Consider the following 15,940-nt stretch of genomic DNA (forward strand, 5'->3'; position numbering starts at 1 on the left):
GCCGCCGCCGACCAGCCCGCCGGCGCCGGCGCCGGCCACCGCGCCGGCCACGGCACCGACGGCCGTGGTCGTGCCGACCAGCGCGGCCTTCGCCGCCTCGCGCTCCTGCTTCATCTCCGTCTTGTGGCAGGCGTAGCGGATCGCCGTCGCGGCATCCCAGATCTCGATCTTGTCGTGCTCGGAGAGGTGCTGGACTTCGCCCTGGAAGTAATGCTGCAGGATCTCCTTCAGCGCGTCGATCTTCCGATGCTGTCGCCAGGCCTTCCTGCCATGGCCGAGCCCGCCGACATCGAGCAGGTTCATCGCCTCGGACATGACGGTCTCCTTCCGCTGCGCGGGCGGTCCGGCCCGCGGCTTTGCCATCCGCCTCCCTCCGGAGGGTCACGGCCTTCGCCTGTCCGTGACTGGCTCCGAGAGACTATTTCAAAGATATGGTAATTAATCATGATCGAATAAATGCCGGGCGGTGAATACGTCGCAAGGTGGAACGGCCCGGCCGCCGGAGGAGGCGACGCACCGACAGCGGGGCGGTCCGGCGGGTCCCGGCTCGCGCCGCCCTTCCCCGGGCGTTCGGTTCGGGGCAGGAAGCGCAGGCACGAAGGGGGGCTGCGCCGCCGCAGGGCTGCGCTACCTTGCGAACCGATTACGGAGGACGACGCGATGGCCCAGCATCACCATGACGACCCGCAGGTCCATGTGGACCGCAACCTGGCGCTGGAGCTGGTGCGCGTGACCGAGGCGGCGGCGCTGGCGGCCAGCCGCTGGATGGGCCGCGGCGACAAGAACGCCGCCGACGGCGCGGCGGTGGAAGCCATGCGCAAGGCCTTCGACACGGTGGCCATCACCGGCACGGTGGTGATCGGCGAGGGCGAGATGGACGAGGCGCCGATGCTCTACATCGGCGAGAAGGTCGGGCTCTACGCCAAGTCCGGCGGCGGTCAGGAGGTCGACATCGCTGTCGATCCGCTGGAGGGCACCTCCATCACCGCCAAGGGCGGGCCGAACGCCATGGCGACCGTCGCGCTGGCGCAGAAGGGCGGCTTCCTGCACGCGCCCGACATCTACATGGACAAGCTGGCGGTCGGCCCCGGCCTGCCGGACGGCGTGGTGAGCCTGGAGGCGAGCGTGGAGGAGAACCTGCGCGAGCTGGCGAAGGCGAAGCGCCGCTCCGTCACCGACCTGGTCGTCTGCCTGCTGGACCGCGACCGCCACAAGGAGATCGTGAAGCGCTGCCGCGCCGCGGGCGCGCGCATCATGATGATCCCGGATGGCGACGTCTCCGGCGTGGTGGCCGTCTCCCAGCCCGATACCGGCGTCGACATCTACATGGGCTCCGGCGGTGCGCCGGAAGGCGTGCTGGCGGCCGCGGCGCTGCGCTGCATCGGCGGCCAGATGCAGGGCCGCCTGCTGTTCGAGAACGATGAGCAGATCGCCCGCGCGCGGGAGATGGGCGTCACCGACCCCAATCACATCTACACGCTGGAGGAGATGGCGAAGGGCGAGGTGATGTTCGCCGCCACCGGCGTCACCACGGGCCCGATGCTGCGCGGCGTGCGCCATTTCGGCAGCGGCGCGGTGACGCATTCCATCGTCATGCGGTCGAAGTCCGGCACGGTCCGCTACGTGGAGGGGCACCACAACTTCGCGCTGAAGCCGAGCGCCTTCGTGGCGTGAGGGCTGCAGGGCTGCCGGCGGCGACGCGCCGATGATGGACGGCTTCCCTGGCCAGGCGGTTCTGGGCGTCGAACGCTCGGCCACCGGGCGGCGCTGGATCTGGCGCGGCGGGGAGGCGCGTACCGGGCTCGGCATCGCGCAGCGCCTCGGCCTGCCGGAGATCGTCGGGCGCCTGCTGGCGGCGCGCGGCGTCGGTATCGACGACGCGCCGCATTTCCTCGAGCCGACGCTGCGCGCGCTGCTGCCCGACCCGTCCTGCCTGCGCGACATGGACGCGGCCGCGGCGCGCCTGGCCGATGCCGCGCAGCGCAACGAGGCGGTGGCCGTGTTCGGCGACTACGACGTGGATGGCGCCTGTTCCGGCGCGCTGATGGTGCGGCTGCTGCGCGAACTCGGCTGCCGCGTCAGCCACTACGTTCCCGACCGCATCGAGGAAGGCTACGGCCCCAACCCCGCCGCGATCCGCACGCTGTGCGACCGCGGCGCGACGCTGATCGTCACCGTGGATTGCGGCATCGCCGCGCAGGAGGCGCTGGCCGTCGCGCACAACCGTGCCGACATCGTCATCCTGGACCACCACAAGGCGGAAGGCCCGGTGCCGCGCGTGCGCGCCGCGGTGAACCCGAACCGGCTGGATTGCGACAGCGGGCTGCGCCAGCTCTGCGCCGCCGGCGTCGCCTTCCTGGCCGGCGTGGCGACGCTGCGCGAGTTGCGCCGCCGCGGCGCCTTCGCCGCGCGGCCGGAACCCGACCTGAAGCGCTACCTGGACCTGGTCGCGCTGGCCACGGTCTGCGACGTGATGCCGCTGACCGGCCTCAACCGCGCGCTGGTCGCGCAGGGGCTGAAGGTGATGGCGCGGCGGGAGCGGCCTGGCATCGCCGCGCTGCTCGAGGTGGCGCAGGCGAAGGACGCGCCGAGCGCCCACACGCTCGGCTTCCTGCTCGGCCCGCGCATCAACGCCTCCGGCCGCATCGCGGAATCCGACCTCGGCCTGCGCCTGCTGGTGGAGGACGACCCGGTCGAGGCGCGCGCCATGGCGGAGACGCTGGATGCGGTGAACCGCCGCCGGCAGGAGGTGGAGGGCGAGGTGCTCTCCGCCGCCATGGACGCGGCGGCGGCGCAGGCCGACCGCGGCCATCCGGTGATCCTGGTGACCGGCGAGGGCTGGCATCCCGGCGTGGTCGGCATCGTTGCCGGCCGCATCAAGGAGAAGTTCAACCGCCCGGCCTGCGTCGCGGGCCTGGCGGGCGGGCTGGCCAAGGGCTCGGGCCGTTCGGTGCCGGGGATCGACCTGGGTGCCGCGATCATCGCGGCGCGGCAATCCGGCCTGCTGGAGACCGGCGGCGGCCACGCCATGGCGGCCGGCTTCTCCTTCCGCCAGCTGCGCGGGCCGGAGCTGCACGATTTCCTGGACGAGCGCCTCTCCCAGGCGGCGGGCCTGCCCTCCGCGGCGGACCTGCCGGTGGAAGGCACGCTCGGCGTGCAGGGCGCCACGGTGGCCATGGCGCAGGAGGTGGCGCGGCTTGCGCCCTTCGGCGCCGGCAACGAGGAGCCGGTCTTCGTGCTCGGCCGCGCGCGCGTGGTGCGCGCCGACCGCGTCGGCAAGGAAGGCAACACGGTGCGCGCCTTCCTGGAAGGCGAGGGCGGCGGGCCGCGCCTGAAGGCGATCTGCTTCCGCGCCAAGGAAGGCCCGCTGGCGCAGGCGCTGCTCGGCGGCGGGCTGCTCCACCTGGCCGGGCACCTGCGCGCCGAGAGCTGGAACGACAACGTCACCGCCTGCCTGCACGTGGTGGATGCGGCGGGCGTGTAGAAGGGACATGACTGCATGATCCGCGCCGCCATCATCGGGATGGGCAGCTGGGGCCAGAACCTGGTCCGCAACGCGCAGGGCTCCGACGCCATCCGCTTCGTCGCCGGCGCGACGCGCACGCCGGAGAAGGCGCGCGACTTCGCCGCGCAGCACGGCATCGCCATGCTGCCCTCCTACGAGGCCGCGCTGGCCGACCCGGAGATCGACGCGGTGGTGCTCGCGACCCCGCACACCCAGCACACCGGCCAGGTCGTCGCCGCGGCGCAGGCCGGCAAGCATGTCTTCACCGAGAAGCCGCTCGGCGTGAACGCGGCCGAGGCGCGGCGCGCGGCGGAGGCCTGCGCGGCCGCCGGCGTGACGCTCGGCGTCGGCTACAACTGGCGCCACCAGCCCGCGCTGCAGACGATCCGGCGGATGGTGGAGGAGGGCGCGCTGGGCCGCGTGCTGCACATCGAAGGCAATTTCTGCGGGCCCAGCGCCTACCGCTTCCCGCAGGGCCACTGGCGGCACGACCGCAACGAGGGGCCGGCCGGCGGCATGACCGGGCGCGGCGTGCATGTGGTGGACGCGATGCTCTACCTGGCCGGCCCGATCGCGCAGGTGACGGCGCAGAGCTTCCGCCTGGTGCAGGATTTCGGCATGGACGACACGACCTCCATGCTGTTCCGCTTCGCGAATGGCGCGACGGGCTACCTCGGCACGGTGATCGCCACCGCGGAGACCTGGCGGATGCAGGTGTTCGGCAGCAATGCCTGGGTCGAGGTGGGCGATGTCGAGCACCTGCACACCTGGGACCTGAAGCTCTGCCGCATCGACCGCGACAATATCGGCGTGAAGCAGCGGCCGGAGGTGCTGACCTTCGCGAAGACCAGCACGGAGCGCGCCGAGCTCGAGGATTTCGCGCGCCACGCTGCCGCGCGCAGGCCGCTGGCGCTGCCGGGCGGCGATGCCGTGCACAACGTGGCGGTGCTGGAGGCGATCATGGCCTCCATCGCCGCGCAGGGGCCGGTGCGGGTGGAGGGGGCCTGAGCATGGCGCGGATCACGCGACGCCACTGGATGCTGGGTGCGGTCGGCCTCGCCGGCGGCGTGGCGCAGGCGCAGCCGGCGGAGTTCCCGAACCGGCCGATCCGCGCCGTGGTGCCCTCGCCGCCCGGCGGGCCGCCCGACCTGATCCTGCGTGCCATCGGGCCGAAGCTGCAGGCGGCGCTCGGCCAGCCCGTGATCACGGAGAACCGCGCCGGCGGCGGCGGGCTGGTCGGCACGGCCTATGTCGCGCGCCAGCCGGCGGATGGCTACACGTGGCTGTTCACCACGGCGTCGCACACCAACATCCCGCCCTTCAACGACAACGTCACCTACGACCCGGTGCGCGACTTCACCCATGTGACGCTGGCGGCGCAGAATTTCGGCCAGGCGCTGGTGGTGCATCCCTCGGTGCAGGCGGCCAACCTGCAGGAACTGATCGCGCTGGCGCGGCGCGACCCCGGGCGGCTGACCTATGTGAACGCCGGCAACGGCACGGCCAGCCACATCCCGGCCGAGCTGATGAAGGCGATGACGGGGACGGACATCCTCTCCGTGCCGTATCGCGGCGTCGCGGAGGGCACGACGGACCTGCTGGCCGGCCGCGTGGACATGTTCTTCGTCGGCACGCAGATCGCGCTGGAGCACGTGCGCGCCGGCCGGCTGCGCTGCCTCGCCATCACCGGCGCGCGGCGCTGGCGCGGCCTGCCGGACGTGCCGACCATGCAGGAACAGGGGCTGGCGGGCTTCGAGGTGGTGAACTGGTTCGGCCTGTGGATGCCGGCCGGCGCGCCGGCGCCCATCGTGAGCCGCGTCCACGCCGCCGTCGCCGCCGCGGTGGCCGACCCCGATGTGCGCCAGCAATTCGACACGCTTGGCCTGGAAGGCGTCGCGATGCCGCCCGACCGCTTCGCGGTGTTCGTCGCGGAGCAGGCGCGCATCGCGCAGGACATCGGGCGGCGGGTGAACAGCGCGTCGCGATGAGCTATCCGCCCACCACCAGTTCCGTGAACGGCCAGAGATAGGCCTGCGCTGTCACCAGCAGCCCCACCAGCACCGCCAGCGCGATGGAGTGGAAGAAGACGTAGCGCAGGATGTCCCCCTCGTGCCCGAACCAGTTGGTCGCGGTGGATGCGACAACGATGCTCTGCGCGTCGATCATCTTGCCCATCACGCCGCCCGAGGAATTGGCGCTGGCCATCAGCACCGGAGAAAGGCCGATCTGCTCCGCGGTGATGCGCTGCAGACCGCCGAACAGCACGTTGGACGCCGTGTCCGATCCGGTCAGCGCCACGCCCAGCCAGCCCAGCAGCGTGCCGAACAGCGGGTAGAGGACGCCGGTATTGGCGAAGGCCAGGCCCATCGTCGCGTCCAGCCCGGAATAGCGCGTGAGGTAGCCGAGCCCGAGCATCGCCGCGATGGTCAGCAGCGAGAGCTTCACGGCGTTCAGCGTGCGCCCGTATTCCCTCAGCAGCCCGAGCGGCGAGAAGCCCATGGCGAGGCCTGCACCCACCGCCGCCAGCAGGATTCCGGTGCCCGTCATGGACAGCAGGTTGAAGGCATAGACCGCGCCTTCCGGCGTCGGCTGCGCCACCACGGGCGGTACCTTCACCACCATCCGGTGCAACCCCTCGATCGGGAAGCTCGGACCCCAGAGGGCGTTCAGCACGCCCTTCACGGATTGCAGGCCCCATAGGAAGACGAAGACAGTCAGGACGATCCAGGGCATCCAGGCCAGCGCGACGGAGCCGCTGAAGCTCGCCGTCGCCGCGCCGCCGGCATCGGGCAGCCCGGTCGGGTGGGGCAGGGGCGTCGAGGCCGGCTGCGGCGCCTGCGGCGCATAGGGATCGGCCGTGTCGCGCGCGCGCAGGCTCGGGCTGGTCCAGATCTTCCGCGGGCGCCAGATGCGCAGGAAGCCCGCGAGGCACGCCATGGAGACCAGCGCCGCGATCACGTCCACCAGCCACGGCCCGTGGAAGTTGGAGACGAGGAACTGCGGCACGGCGAAGCTGACGCCGGTGACCAGGATGGCTGGCCAGATCTCGATCATGCCGCGCCAGCCGGCGAAGGCCCAGATCAGCCAGAAGGGCACCAGCACCGAGAAGAAGGGCAATTGCCGCCCGATCATCGCCGAGAGGTCGAGCAGGTCGAGGCCCGTCACCCCGGCCAGCGCGATCACCGGCGTGCCCAGCGCGCCATAGGCCACCGGCGCGGTGTTCGCGATCAGCGACAGGCCGGAGGCCGCGAGCGGCGAGAAGCCGAGCCCGATCAGCAGCGCCGCCGTGACCGCGACCGGCGTGCCGAAGCCGGCCGCGCCCTCGAAGAAGGCGCCGAAGGCGAAGGCGATCAGCAGCAGCTGCAGGCGGCGGTCCGGCGTGACGCCGGCGATGCTCTCCTGCAGCACGGCGAAGGAACCGTTGGCGACGGTGAGGCGGTAGAGGAAGATGATGTTCAGCACGATCCAGCCGATCGGGAACAGGCCCGAGGCGACGCCGAGCGCCGCCGCGCGGCCCGCCAGGCCGGCCGGCATGCCGAACACCACCACCGCCACCAGCACCGCGACGACGAGCGCCGAGATGGCCGCGAGATGCGCGCGCACATGCAGGAAGGCCAGCGCCACCAGCATCACCGCCACGGGGATGGCGGCGATCAGGGCAGAGAGCAGGATGGAGCCGAAGGGGTCGTAGAATTGTTGCCAGGGCATGCTGCGCGATCCCAGGGTTTCGCGCGGCCTGTCGGGCTGTCGCGCGGGTGGTTCCGCCCGTCACGGCGCACCACGGTCGGGCCGGTTCCCGGCGGGTCCCGCGCTGCGTCGTTCTTCTCAGCGTATCGTGACTTTTCGTCACGCAGCCGGTCCGGGGCCGGCGGTGCCCGGTCTTGAACCTGCGCCCCGCCCGGGCAACATGCGCGGCATGGACACGCACCGCCGTCCGCCCGTGCTGGACATGACCCCCGAGGGCGAGTTCCGCGAACCCGCCCCACCGCCGCGCGCCGGCACGCTCGACCGCATCCTGGGCCGTGTCGGCGGCATCGCGCTGCTGGTCGCGCTGGCGGCCGGCGGGCTGGTGCTGGCCGCCGTGGCGATCATGTTCGCCGCCCTGGCGCTGCCGGTGCTGCTGGTGGCCGGCGCGATCGGCGCGGGCTCCATCTGGTGGCGGCTGCGCCGCGCCCGGCGCCAGGGCCAGCCCGTCCATTTCGTGGTCATCCGCCGCTGACGGAGCCTCCTCCGCCCTTCCGGGTGGATGAGCGGCGTCTCTACGAGGTGGGCGCCGGCGGGACGCCCTGGACGATCCAGGAGGATCCGGAGGCACGGGCCAGGCGGCTGAACCGCCTGCGCTGGATGTTCGCGCTCGGCATCGCGGCCAATGGCGCGACCTGGACCCTGGCGGGCGCGGCGCTGGTGCTCGGCGGGCGCGCCTGGGGCGCGGCCTTCGGCGTGCTGGCGCTGCTCACCGCGCCGCTGTTGATGCTGCCGGCGCTGGTCGAGGCCCGTGCCCGCTGGCGCGCGCGGCGTCGCCACCGCACCAGGCCGGAGCGCTTCCCGGGGGCGTGAGCCGTCAGGCCTCCACCACCACGTAGTCGTCCTCGACCGAGACCGGGAAGGTCTCCGCCGCCAGCGCCGCGCCGGGCTCCACCCGGGCGGGCCACTGGCGCACCTTCATGCGCGCGGGATCGCAGACGGAGCGCCCGGTGCGCAGGTCGAATTCCCAGGCATGCCAAGGGCAGCGCAGGATCTCGCCCTTGCGGGAGTAGCGATAGCGACCGGGGCCGTCGCTTTCCACGAGGCCGGTGAGCACGCCGCAGGAGAGGCTTCCGCCACCATGCGGGCAGCGATCGTTGATGGCGAAGAACTCGCCGCCGACGTTGAACACGGCGATGGCGCGCGTTTCGGTCTGTATCCGCCTGCGACTGCCCGGCGGCATCTCCGCCACCGGCGCGACCACCACCTTGGCCATCATCCCCCTCGCGCGAAGGCATAGACCGCGGCGGCGTTGCCGTGGCGGATCGCGGCCTTGTCGGCGGGGTCCATCGCATGCGGCAGGGCGCGGTCCGGGTCGTCGAAATCCCAATGCGGGTAGTCGGAGGCGAACATGATCCGGTCCCGGCCGATCCAGCGCATGGTGTCCAGCAGATGCTGCAGCTTCGGCGGGTCCGGCTCCTCCATCGGCTGCGTCGTCACCCAGACATGGCTGCGCAGCACCTCCGACGGCGGGCGGGTCACGTGCGGCACCTCGTCGCGCATCCGCGCCCAGACCTTGTCGAGCCGCCAGGCGAGGCTGGGCAGCCAGGCGAAGCCGGCCTCGATCAGCACGACCTTCAGCTTCGGGAATCGCTCGAACACCCCCTCAAAGACGAAGGAGGTCAGCAGCGCGGAGCAGGAGGTGCCGTGCTCCGCCATCTCCTCGATGTAGAAGCTCGGCCAGCCCGTGCTGGTGGCGGCGTAGCCGGCATAGCCGAAGACATGGATGCCGATGGGCAGCCCGGCCTCCTGCGCCGCCTCGTAGATCGGCCAGTAGCGGCGGCGGCCCAGCGCCTCCGCGGTGCGGGACAGCAGCAGCACCTGGCAGAAGGCGGGGTCGCCGGCGCGCCGGCGGATCTCCCGCGCGCTGGCCTCCGGGTCCTCGTAGGGCACGCAGACCGAGGCGTGCAGCCGCGGCTCCCGCCGCACCCATTCCTCCACCTGCCAATCGTTCACGGCGGTGGCCAGCGCCGCGGCGTAGTCGGCGTTGCTCTCGCCCGCGCCGGTCGGCGAAAGCACGTTCATCACCCCATGCGTCACGCCGCAGGGGTCGAGGTATTGCGCGCGCATGAAGTCCAGGTCGCCGCCCGGCATCCCGCCGCCGGGCGGGAAGGCGTCGCGCCGCATCCCGTCCACCGGATGCGCCTTCGGGTAGGGGTGGCCCTTCACGTAGCCATGCCGCACGCGGCGGCCATAGGTGACGTGGTGCTGCCACCAGCGCGCGGAGAGATAGGGCTTCAACGCGGTGGGATGGGGCAGGCGCGGATGGATGTCGCAATCCACCAGCGGGGTGCGCGTGGCCTTCACGGCCTCCGCGCGGGTCGTCGTCAGCTCGTTCATGCCGGTACCTCCGCGGCCAGGCGGGGATAGGTGGAACGCGGGTTGGCCCGCGTCAGCTTGGCGGCGAGCGCGGGCGGGATGCCGGCGGGCAGCGGCGGCGCGGCGCCGTCCCACTGCCAGTGCGGCCAGTCGGAGGCGAAGAGCAGCATCTCCTCCGATCCCAGCTGGTCCATCAGGCGGCCGACCGTATCGGCGTCCTCCGGCGCGTCGAAGGGCGCGGTGGTCAGGCGGATGTGGCGGCGCGCGACGGCGGCCGGGCTCTCCGCCAGCCAGGGCACCTCGCTGCGGACGCCGCGCCAGAACTTCGCCAGCCGCCACAGGTAGCTCGGCAGCCAGGTCACGCCGGATTCGATCAGCACCACCGTCAGGTCCGGGATCTGCTGGAAGACGCCCTCGGTGATCAGGCTGCCGACCTGGCTCTGGAAGCCAAGCGACTGCGCCGCATAGTCCTCGGCGTAGTAGCTGGGCCAGCCCAGCGAGGTGGGCGGGTGGCGATAGGCGCTGCCGGCATGGATGCCGACGGGGAGGCGATGCCGCGCCGCGGCTTCCCAGACCGGCCAGAGGCTGCGGCGGCCGTACGGCACCTCCCACATCGCGGGCACCAGGACCTGCACGAAACGCGGATCGGCGGCGCGGCGCTCGATCTCCTCCACCGCGTCGGGGACGGATTGCAGCGGCACGACGATGGAGGCGCGCAGCCGCGCGTCGCGGTCCAGCCACTCGCGGGCGATCCACTCGTTCAGCGCGCGGGCCAGCGCCACCGCCATGTCCTGGTTGAACACCAGATGCACGCCGAGCAGCGGGTTCAGGATGCCGGCGGAAAGCCCCCAGGCATCCAGCGTGGCGCCCGCCAAGCCGGCGACGCCGGTGCCCAGCAGGGGGCGGCGGTCCGGGCGGGCGGCCAGCGGCACGTTGGGCGGGTAGCTCGCGGTCTCCAGGCTCTCGATCCCGCGTTCCACCATGGCATCGGCCCAGTGGCCCTCCAGATAGGGCAGCAGCGCCGCCACCGGGGGCAGGTCGGGGTGCAGGTCGCAATCCACGGCGCCCGTCAGGGGGTGCATCCTGGCTCGGTTCCTCCGTTGCCGTGCCTCTATACTGCCCGCCGGCCGATCCGTCCGCCGGCGTGAAGCGGCGCCGGCATCTTGCGCGATTCGCGAAAGCTGTGCGCGCGGGAGAGGGGTTGTTTCCGCCCTGGCGCGCGAGATACCGGGTCGGGCAAGGTTCCCGGGGGAGGACGAGGATGGCGGTGCAGGCGGTGCCCTCGACGGCGACGCGGATCGTGCGGCGGGACCGCGGCGCGGCGGCCGTACTGGCGGAAGCCGATATCTGCGTGGTTGGCGCCGGCATCGCCGGGATCTCCGCGGCGCTGGAAGCCGCCCGGCTGGGCCGCCGGGTGATCCTGGCGGACACCCTGCCGGTGCTGGGCGGGCAGGCCGTGAATTCCGTAATCGGGCTCTTCGCCGGGCTCTTCTCCAACGGCTTCGACGGCTACCAGCTGACGCGCGGCATCGCCGACGACATCCTGCGCGACCTCGAGGCGCAGAAGGCGCTGCACTGGCGCCGCGGCCCGCCCCACAAGGTGGTGCTCTACGACGAGATCGCGCTGGCCCGCTGGATCGAGGAGGCGGTGCGCAAGGCCGGCATCACCGTGCTGCTCGGCGCCGTGATGCGGGAGGTCGATGTCGAGGGCGGCGGCCGCATCCGGGAGGTCCGCTTCGCCCATCGCCACGGCGACGTGCGGGTGCGCGCGACCGGCTTCGTGGATGCCTCCGGCGACGCGGCGCTGTGCTGGCAGGCCGGCTTCGCCTGCCGCGAATTCGGCGACGGCACGATCTACGGCACGCAGATGGTGGTGCTGGAACATGTGAACGAGGCGGCGCTGCCGACGCGCGAGGAGCTCGCCGCCCGCCAGGCGGAGGTCGCGGCGCGCTACGGCATGCTGCGCCACGACGGCTTCGCCTTCCCCTTCGTCGGGCGCGGCATCGCGCTGGTGAACATGACGCATATCGAGACGCCGCTGGAACCGCTGGCCTTCTCGCGCTGCTCCCTGGTCGGCCGGCACGAGGCGGACATCGCGATCAACTTCCTGAAGAGCGAGTATCCCGAGGCCTTCGGCCGGGCGCGCGTGCGCACCTATGGCTATCCCGGCATCCGCCAGACGCGGTGGATCGTCGGCCGGCAGCAGCTGACGGCGGAGCAGGTGCGGAACGGCACGCGCTTCCCCGATGCCGTCGCGCGCACCGCCTGGCCGATCGAGCTGCACAGCCACGCCGAGGGCTATATCTGGGAGCCGTTCCCGCCGGAGCACATGCACTACGTTCCCTTCGGGTCCCTGGTGCCGGCCGAGGCGCAGAACGTGGTGGCTGCGGGCCGTTGCATCGACGGCGACGCGGCGGCGCTCTCCTCGGTGCGGGTCATGGGACCTGGCATCGCCATGGGCGCTGCGGCGGCGCATGCGCTGGACCTGGCCGGCAGCGGCAGCGTACAGCAGATCGACACCGCCGCGCTGGTTGCGCGCGTGAAGGACAACGTCGAGGGGGAGGGCCCCCGCTACAACTGAGGGCCCGCGGCAGCACCGATGAAGCTCACCGACGCCGAGAAGGCCATGCTGGACGGGGCGAAGGGGCCCGCGCACCGCAAGGCCATGGAGTTGCTGGTCCGCTATGGCGAGGCGCTGGGCGCCGAACGCCTCGTGGAAACCAATTCGGTTGCGGGAACCTGGTCCGCGGCGAACCCGATCGTGCGGGACTACGCCGCGCGCGGGATGGATGCGGTGTTCTCCGAGTTCAACCTGGACAGCGACGAGGTCGTGCCGACCCCGCCGATGGAGACGCTGGCCTGCCAGCTGATCGGCGGGCTGGACCGGAAGCGGCCCGGCGTACTGGGCATCGCGCCGGAGACCGCGGCGCTGAACGAGGCGGGGGAGCGCCATTTCGGCGCGAAGGGGGTGGCCATGCACGCCACCTGCACGCCCTACCAGGTCGGCGTCGTGCCGGTGTTCGGCGAGCACCTGGCCTGGATGGAATCCTCCGCCGTCGTCTATGCCAACGCCGTCTGCGGCGCGCGCACCAACACCGAGGGGCGCGAGAGCACCGGCGCCGCGGCGATCACCCGGCGCATCCCCTATTGGGGCCTGCACATCCCGGAGAACCGCGCGGGCACGCATCTGGTCGAGGTGGATGTGGACCTGCCCGCCGAGATGCTGGACTGGGGCCTGCTGGGCTACTGGGTCGGGGAGGCGGTGCAGGACGGCATCCCGGTGGTGGAAGGCCGGCTGCATGGCCGGCCCTCGCTGATCCACCTCAAGCATTTCGGCGCCGCGGCGGCGTCCTCGGGCGGCGTCGAGATGTACCACGTGCCGGGCGTGACGCCGGAGGCGCCGGATGGCGAGAGCGCCTTCCGCGGCAATGGCGCGCCGCATGCGCTGCGCTACGGCGCGGCGCAGCGGCGCTGGGCCTACGAGGCGCTGAACGGCTCCGCCCGGGACCGCGCGGTGGACTTCGTCATGCTGGGCTGTCCGCACAACTCGGTGGAGCAGGTGCTGCGCGTGGTGCGCGCGCTGGAGGGGCGGCGCGTCTCGCCCTCCTCCGCGCTCTGGGTCTTCGCGCCGCGCGCCCTGGCCGAGGTGGCGGAGGCGAGCGGCCATGGTGCGGCGATCCGCGCCGCCGGCGGCGAACTGCTCTCCGACACCTGCCCCGCAATCTCCCGCGTCGTGCCGAAGGGCACGAAGGTGGTGGCGACGGACAGCGCCAAGCAGGCGCATTACCTGCCGGCGATCACCGGCGTGCAGTGCTGGTTCGGCAGCGTGGAGGACTGCGTGGACGCTGCGGTGACCGGCCATTGGCACGGGGGGGTGGCGTGATCGTCCTGCACGGCCGCCGCGTGACGCCGGGCCGCGCCGAGGGCGAGGCGCTGGTGACGCGCGACACCATCTCCGGCTGGGGCGGCATGGATCCGCGCCAGGGCACCATCATCGAACGCCGCCACGAGCTCGCCGGGCAGAGCTTCGCCGGCAAGGTGCTGGTCTTCCCGGGCGCCAAGGGCAGCTCCGCCTGGTCGCACTACTTCCACCTCGCGCGCCTGGCCGGGCAGGCGCCGCGCGCGCTGCTGTTCAACCGCATCTCCACCAAGGTCGCGCTGGGCGCGGTGGTGCTGCGCGTGCCGGCGATGACGGAGCTGGACCGGGACCCGCTGGAGGTCATCGAGACCGGCGATCATGTCGTGGTGGACGCGGATGCCGGCCGCGTTGAGGTCACGAAGGCGCGCTGAGCTTCTCCCGCAGCCAGTCCAGCAGCGCCTTCACCGGCGCGCGCCCCCGGCGCCCTTCCGGCACCAGCGCCTTCAGCCAGAGCGGCGCGACCGGATACTCCGGCATCAGAGCCACCAGCGTGCCCTCCTCCAGCGCCGCTGCGGCCGCATCCTGGGGCAGCACCGCGATGCCGAGGCCGCGCCGCGCGGCGGCCATCAGCAGCTGCCCCTCATTCGCGCTGAACCGCGCCCGAACATCCACCGTGACCGGCCCGCGCGGGCTGGCGAAGGACCAGGTGGAGCCCGTGGCCGCATAGGTCAGGCAGTCATGGTCCGGCAGGTCGGCGGGACGCTGCGGCGCGCCGCGCCGCGCCACGTACTCCGGCGCCGCGCAGAGCACGCGCGGATAGGGGCAGAGCGGCACGTCCTCGACATGCGCGTAGGAGACCGGCAGCGCGCCGAGCGCGATGTCGAATCCCTCCTCCGCCGGGTTCACCGAGCGATCCACCAGCACGACCTCCACCGTGACGCGCGGATGTGCCTGCTGGAACTCCGGCAGGATGGCGCCGAGCCGCAGGATGCCGAAAGTGGTCGGCGCCTTGATGCGCAGATGGCCCTGGATGCCTCCCCCGGGGCCGCCATCCGGCGGGGCGATGCCGCCGGCCAGCGCCGCCTCGATCTCCGCCAGGATCGCCTGGTAGCGCGGCCGCGCGCGCTCCCCGGCCTCGGTCAGCGTCAGCCGGCGCGTGGAGCGCAGGAACAGCCGCGCGCGCATCTGGTCTTCCAGACGGTTGATGCGCTTGATGACGACGGAGGGCGCGACGTTGAGCTCCCGCGCCGCGGCGCTGAACGACCCGGCTCTGGCGGTGGCGAGGAAGGCGCGGATGTTGAGCAGCGTGTCCAAGGCCGGCGCGAGGCTCCCCGGGGCGGCTTTCGCGTTCCGCGAAAGCTGGCTGCGCGGTTCGACGGTTTCTGGCATGATTCGCGGCGGATAAGAAGTTCAACGACACAAGTACGGGAGGATGACGAGGATGCAGCGGCGCACCCTGCTGGCGGCCGGCGCGGCGGCGCTGGCGACACGTCCTGCCCTGGCGCAGGGCAGCTTCCCCGACCGCGCCGTGCGCATCTTGGTGCCGTTCCCGCCGGGTGGCGCAACCGACATCATCGCGCGCATGGTGGCGGAGCGGCTGCAGGGGCGCTGGCGGCAGGGCACGGTGATCGAGAACCGGCCCGGCGCGGGCACCATCGTCGGCAGCCAGGCGGTCGCCCGCGCCCCGGCCGATGGCTACACGCTGGGCTTCGTCATCAGCGCGCACACCATCAACCCCGCGCTGCGGCGCGACCTGCCCTACGACACGCTGCGCGACTTCGCCCATGTCACGCAGGTCTGCCGCGCGCATGTCGCGCTGGCGGCGCATCCGGACCTGCCGGCGCGCAACCTGCGCGAGGTGGTGGAGCTGTCGAAGCGCCAGCCGGGCGGGCTCTCCGTGGCGACGCCCGGCATCGGCACGGTGATGCACATGGTCATGGAGCTGCTGGCCGCCGAATCCGGCGCGAACTTCGTGCATGTGCCCTACCAGGGCGGCGCGCCGGCGCTGGCCGACGTGACGACCGGGCGCGTGCCGCTGATGCTCGACCCCTGGCACGCCATGCGCCCGCAGGTGGAGGCGGGGCGGCTGCGCGTGGTCGCCGCATCCAGCTCCATCCCGGTGCCGGGTGCGGAAACCATCCCGCTGATGATGGCGGACTACCCGGCCGTCACCGCCTTCTCCGTCATCGGCCTGGTGGCGCCCGCCGGCACGCCGCCCGCCATTGTGAACCAGGTGCAGCAGGACGTGCACGCCGTGGTGCATGCGCCGGACATGGCGGCGCGCATGGCCGAGATGGGCCTCGAGCCCGTCGCCTCCACCCCCGCCGAGTTCGCCCGCCTGGTGGAGACGGAGATCCCACGCTGGCGCGAGGTGGTGCGCGCCCGCGGCATCCAGCCTATGTGACGGGCAACGAGCCGATCCGAGGGAGGCACCGCATGACCCGCTTCACCCGCCGCGGCGCGCTGGGCGCCGGCGCCGCGCTGGCCGCCGGCCTGGCGCGCCCGGCCGTCGC

General features: G+C 72.6%; 16 protein-coding genes. 10 read left to right on the plus strand and 6 right to left on the minus strand.

The genetic code is table 11. The features are described 5' to 3' along the window. Nucleotides 1-315 (minus strand): hypothetical protein (locus tag OZN99_RS11025; protein WP_270935265.1); only part of this gene is annotated, 315 nt, incomplete at its 3' end. A gap of 345 nt (nt 316-660) precedes the next feature. On the opposite strand from OZN99_RS11025, the gene glpX reads away from it, so the two are divergent. From glpX to OZN99_RS11045, 4 genes are read left to right on the plus strand one after another with little or no spacing between them, the layout of a single operon-like run. Then, entirely contained in the window at nt 661-1,674 is a 1,014-nt protein-coding gene (gene glpX, locus OZN99_RS11030) for a class II fructose-bisphosphatase (RefSeq protein ID WP_270935266.1), read from the plus strand. A gap of 31 nt (nt 1,675-1,705) precedes the next feature. After that, nucleotides 1,706-3,484 carry a single-stranded-DNA-specific exonuclease RecJ gene (gene recJ, locus OZN99_RS11035; protein ID WP_270935267.1) on the plus strand — a complete coding sequence of 593 codons (1,779 nt, stop codon included), beginning with the start codon at nt 1,706-1,708 and terminating at the stop codon, nt 3,482-3,484. A gap of 15 nt (nt 3,485-3,499) precedes the next feature. After that, nucleotides 3,500-4,513, plus strand: a complete 1,014-nt coding sequence (locus OZN99_RS11040; RefSeq protein ID WP_270935268.1) for a Gfo/Idh/MocA family protein — start codon at nt 3,500-3,502, stop codon at nt 4,511-4,513. Nucleotides 4,514-4,515: 2 nt separating this feature from the next. Beyond that, nucleotides 4,516-5,493, plus strand: coding sequence for a Bug family tripartite tricarboxylate transporter substrate binding protein (locus tag OZN99_RS11045; RefSeq protein ID WP_270935269.1), 978 nt, complete (start codon nt 4,516-4,518; stop codon nt 5,491-5,493). A 1-nt stretch (nt 5,494) separates the two neighbouring features. Here OZN99_RS11045 and OZN99_RS11050 read toward each other — a convergent pair whose 3' ends face one another. After that, nucleotides 5,495-7,213: an L-lactate permease gene (locus tag OZN99_RS11050; protein ID WP_270935270.1), complete on the minus strand. Its 1,719-nt coding sequence runs from the start codon at nt 7,211-7,213 to the stop codon at nt 5,495-5,497. A gap of 208 nt (nt 7,214-7,421) precedes the next feature. Between OZN99_RS11050 and OZN99_RS11055 the strand changes: the two genes are divergently transcribed. Together OZN99_RS11055 and OZN99_RS11060 are read left to right on the plus strand one after the other, a co-directional pair. Then, a complete protein-coding gene (locus OZN99_RS11055) occupies nt 7,422-7,724 on the plus strand; it encodes a hypothetical protein (protein WP_270935271.1) in 303 nt (100 codons plus the stop codon). Between the two features lie 23 nt (nt 7,725-7,747). After that, a complete protein-coding gene (locus OZN99_RS11060; RefSeq protein WP_270935272.1) occupies nt 7,748-8,062 on the plus strand; it encodes a hypothetical protein in 315 nt (104 codons plus the stop codon). Nucleotides 8,063-8,066: 4 nt separating this feature from the next. Here OZN99_RS11060 and OZN99_RS11065 read toward each other — a convergent pair whose 3' ends face one another. Genes OZN99_RS11065 through OZN99_RS11075 form a run of 3 tightly spaced genes read right to left on the minus strand, consistent with a single transcriptional unit; the run spans nt 8,067 to nt 10,650 of the window. Beyond that, nucleotides 8,067-8,468: a Rieske (2Fe-2S) protein gene (locus tag OZN99_RS11065; RefSeq protein ID WP_270935273.1), complete on the minus strand. Its 402-nt coding sequence runs from the start codon at nt 8,466-8,468 to the stop codon at nt 8,067-8,069. Beyond that, nucleotides 8,465-9,589 carry an amidohydrolase family protein gene (locus OZN99_RS11070; RefSeq protein WP_270935274.1) on the minus strand — a complete coding sequence of 375 codons (1,125 nt, stop codon included), beginning with the start codon at nt 9,587-9,589 and terminating at the stop codon, nt 8,465-8,467. The genes OZN99_RS11065 and OZN99_RS11070 overlap by 4 nt, the downstream gene beginning before the upstream one ends. Next, on the minus strand, nt 9,586-10,650 hold the full coding sequence (locus tag OZN99_RS11075) for an amidohydrolase family protein (protein WP_270935275.1): 1,065 nt from the start codon (nt 10,648-10,650) through the stop codon (nt 9,586-9,588). Before OZN99_RS11075 ends, OZN99_RS11070 begins: the two co-directional genes overlap by 4 nt. A 179-nt stretch (nt 10,651-10,829) precedes the next feature. On the opposite strand from OZN99_RS11075, the gene OZN99_RS11080 reads away from it, so the two are divergent. The 3 genes from OZN99_RS11080 to OZN99_RS11090 are packed head-to-tail and all read left to right on the plus strand — an operon-like array spanning nt 10,830 to nt 13,858. Next, a complete protein-coding gene (locus OZN99_RS11080; protein WP_270935276.1) occupies nt 10,830-12,149 on the plus strand; it encodes an FAD-dependent oxidoreductase in 1,320 nt (439 codons plus the stop codon). An 18-nt stretch (nt 12,150-12,167) separates the two neighbouring features. Beyond that, complete coding sequence (locus OZN99_RS11085; protein ID WP_270935277.1) at nt 12,168-13,451, plus strand: aconitase X catalytic domain-containing protein; 1,284 nt, start codon at nt 12,168-12,170, stop codon at nt 13,449-13,451. Further along, the gene (locus OZN99_RS11090; RefSeq protein ID WP_270935278.1) at nt 13,448-13,858 is read left to right on the plus strand and encodes an aconitase X swivel domain-containing protein; all 411 of its coding nucleotides are present in this window, start codon (nt 13,448-13,450) and stop codon (nt 13,856-13,858) included. Before OZN99_RS11085 ends, OZN99_RS11090 begins: the two co-directional genes overlap by 4 nt. On the opposite strand, the gene OZN99_RS11095 is transcribed toward OZN99_RS11090, so the two are convergent. Continuing rightward, a complete protein-coding gene (locus OZN99_RS11095; RefSeq protein WP_270935279.1) occupies nt 13,842-14,741 on the minus strand; it encodes a LysR family transcriptional regulator in 900 nt (299 codons plus the stop codon). The two genes, OZN99_RS11090 and OZN99_RS11095, sit on opposite strands and share 17 nt — an antisense overlap. Before the next feature lie 127 nt (nt 14,742-14,868). Here OZN99_RS11095 and OZN99_RS11100 point away from each other — a divergent pair, with 127 nt between their 5' ends. Next, the gene (locus OZN99_RS11100; protein ID WP_270935280.1) at nt 14,869-15,831 is read left to right on the plus strand and encodes a Bug family tripartite tricarboxylate transporter substrate binding protein; all 963 of its coding nucleotides are present in this window, start codon (nt 14,869-14,871) and stop codon (nt 15,829-15,831) included. The last annotated feature ends 109 nt before the right edge of the window (nt 15,832-15,940 follow it).

Source organism: Falsiroseomonas oryzae, from assembly GCF_027856955.1.
In the GTDB taxonomy this organism is placed as follows: Bacteria; Pseudomonadota; Alphaproteobacteria; order Acetobacterales; family Acetobacteraceae; genus Falsiroseomonas; species Falsiroseomonas oryzae.

Coding starts and splice junctions, on each gene's coding strand:
- recJ (WP_270935267.1), top strand. CDS start 1,706: ATGATGGACGGCTTCCCTGGCCAGGCGGTTCTGGGCGTCGAACGCTCG.
- OZN99_RS11055 (WP_270935271.1), top strand. CDS start 7,422: ATGGACACGCACCGCCGTCCGCCCGTGCTGGACATGACCCCCGAGGGC.
- OZN99_RS11085 (WP_270935277.1), top strand. CDS start 12,168: ATGAAGCTCACCGACGCCGAGAAGGCCATGCTGGACGGGGCGAAGGGG.
- OZN99_RS11070 (WP_270935274.1), bottom strand. CDS start 9,589: ATGAACGAGCTGACGACGACCCGCGCGGAGGCCGTGAAGGCCACGCGC.
- OZN99_RS11065 (WP_270935273.1), bottom strand. CDS start 8,468: ATGATGGCCAAGGTGGTGGTCGCGCCGGTGGCGGAGATGCCGCCGGGC.
- OZN99_RS11050 (WP_270935270.1), bottom strand. CDS start 7,213: ATGCCCTGGCAACAATTCTACGACCCCTTCGGCTCCATCCTGCTCTCT.
- OZN99_RS11080 (WP_270935276.1), top strand. CDS start 10,830: ATGGCGGTGCAGGCGGTGCCCTCGACGGCGACGCGGATCGTGCGGCGG.
- OZN99_RS11045 (WP_270935269.1), top strand. CDS start 4,516: ATGGCGCGGATCACGCGACGCCACTGGATGCTGGGTGCGGTCGGCCTC.
- OZN99_RS11075 (WP_270935275.1), bottom strand. CDS start 10,650: ATGCACCCCCTGACGGGCGCCGTGGATTGCGACCTGCACCCCGACCTG.
- OZN99_RS11040 (WP_270935268.1), top strand. CDS start 3,500: ATGATCCGCGCCGCCATCATCGGGATGGGCAGCTGGGGCCAGAACCTG.
- glpX (WP_270935266.1), top strand. CDS start 661: ATGGCCCAGCATCACCATGACGACCCGCAGGTCCATGTGGACCGCAAC.
- OZN99_RS11100 (WP_270935280.1), top strand. CDS start 14,869: ATGCAGCGGCGCACCCTGCTGGCGGCCGGCGCGGCGGCGCTGGCGACA.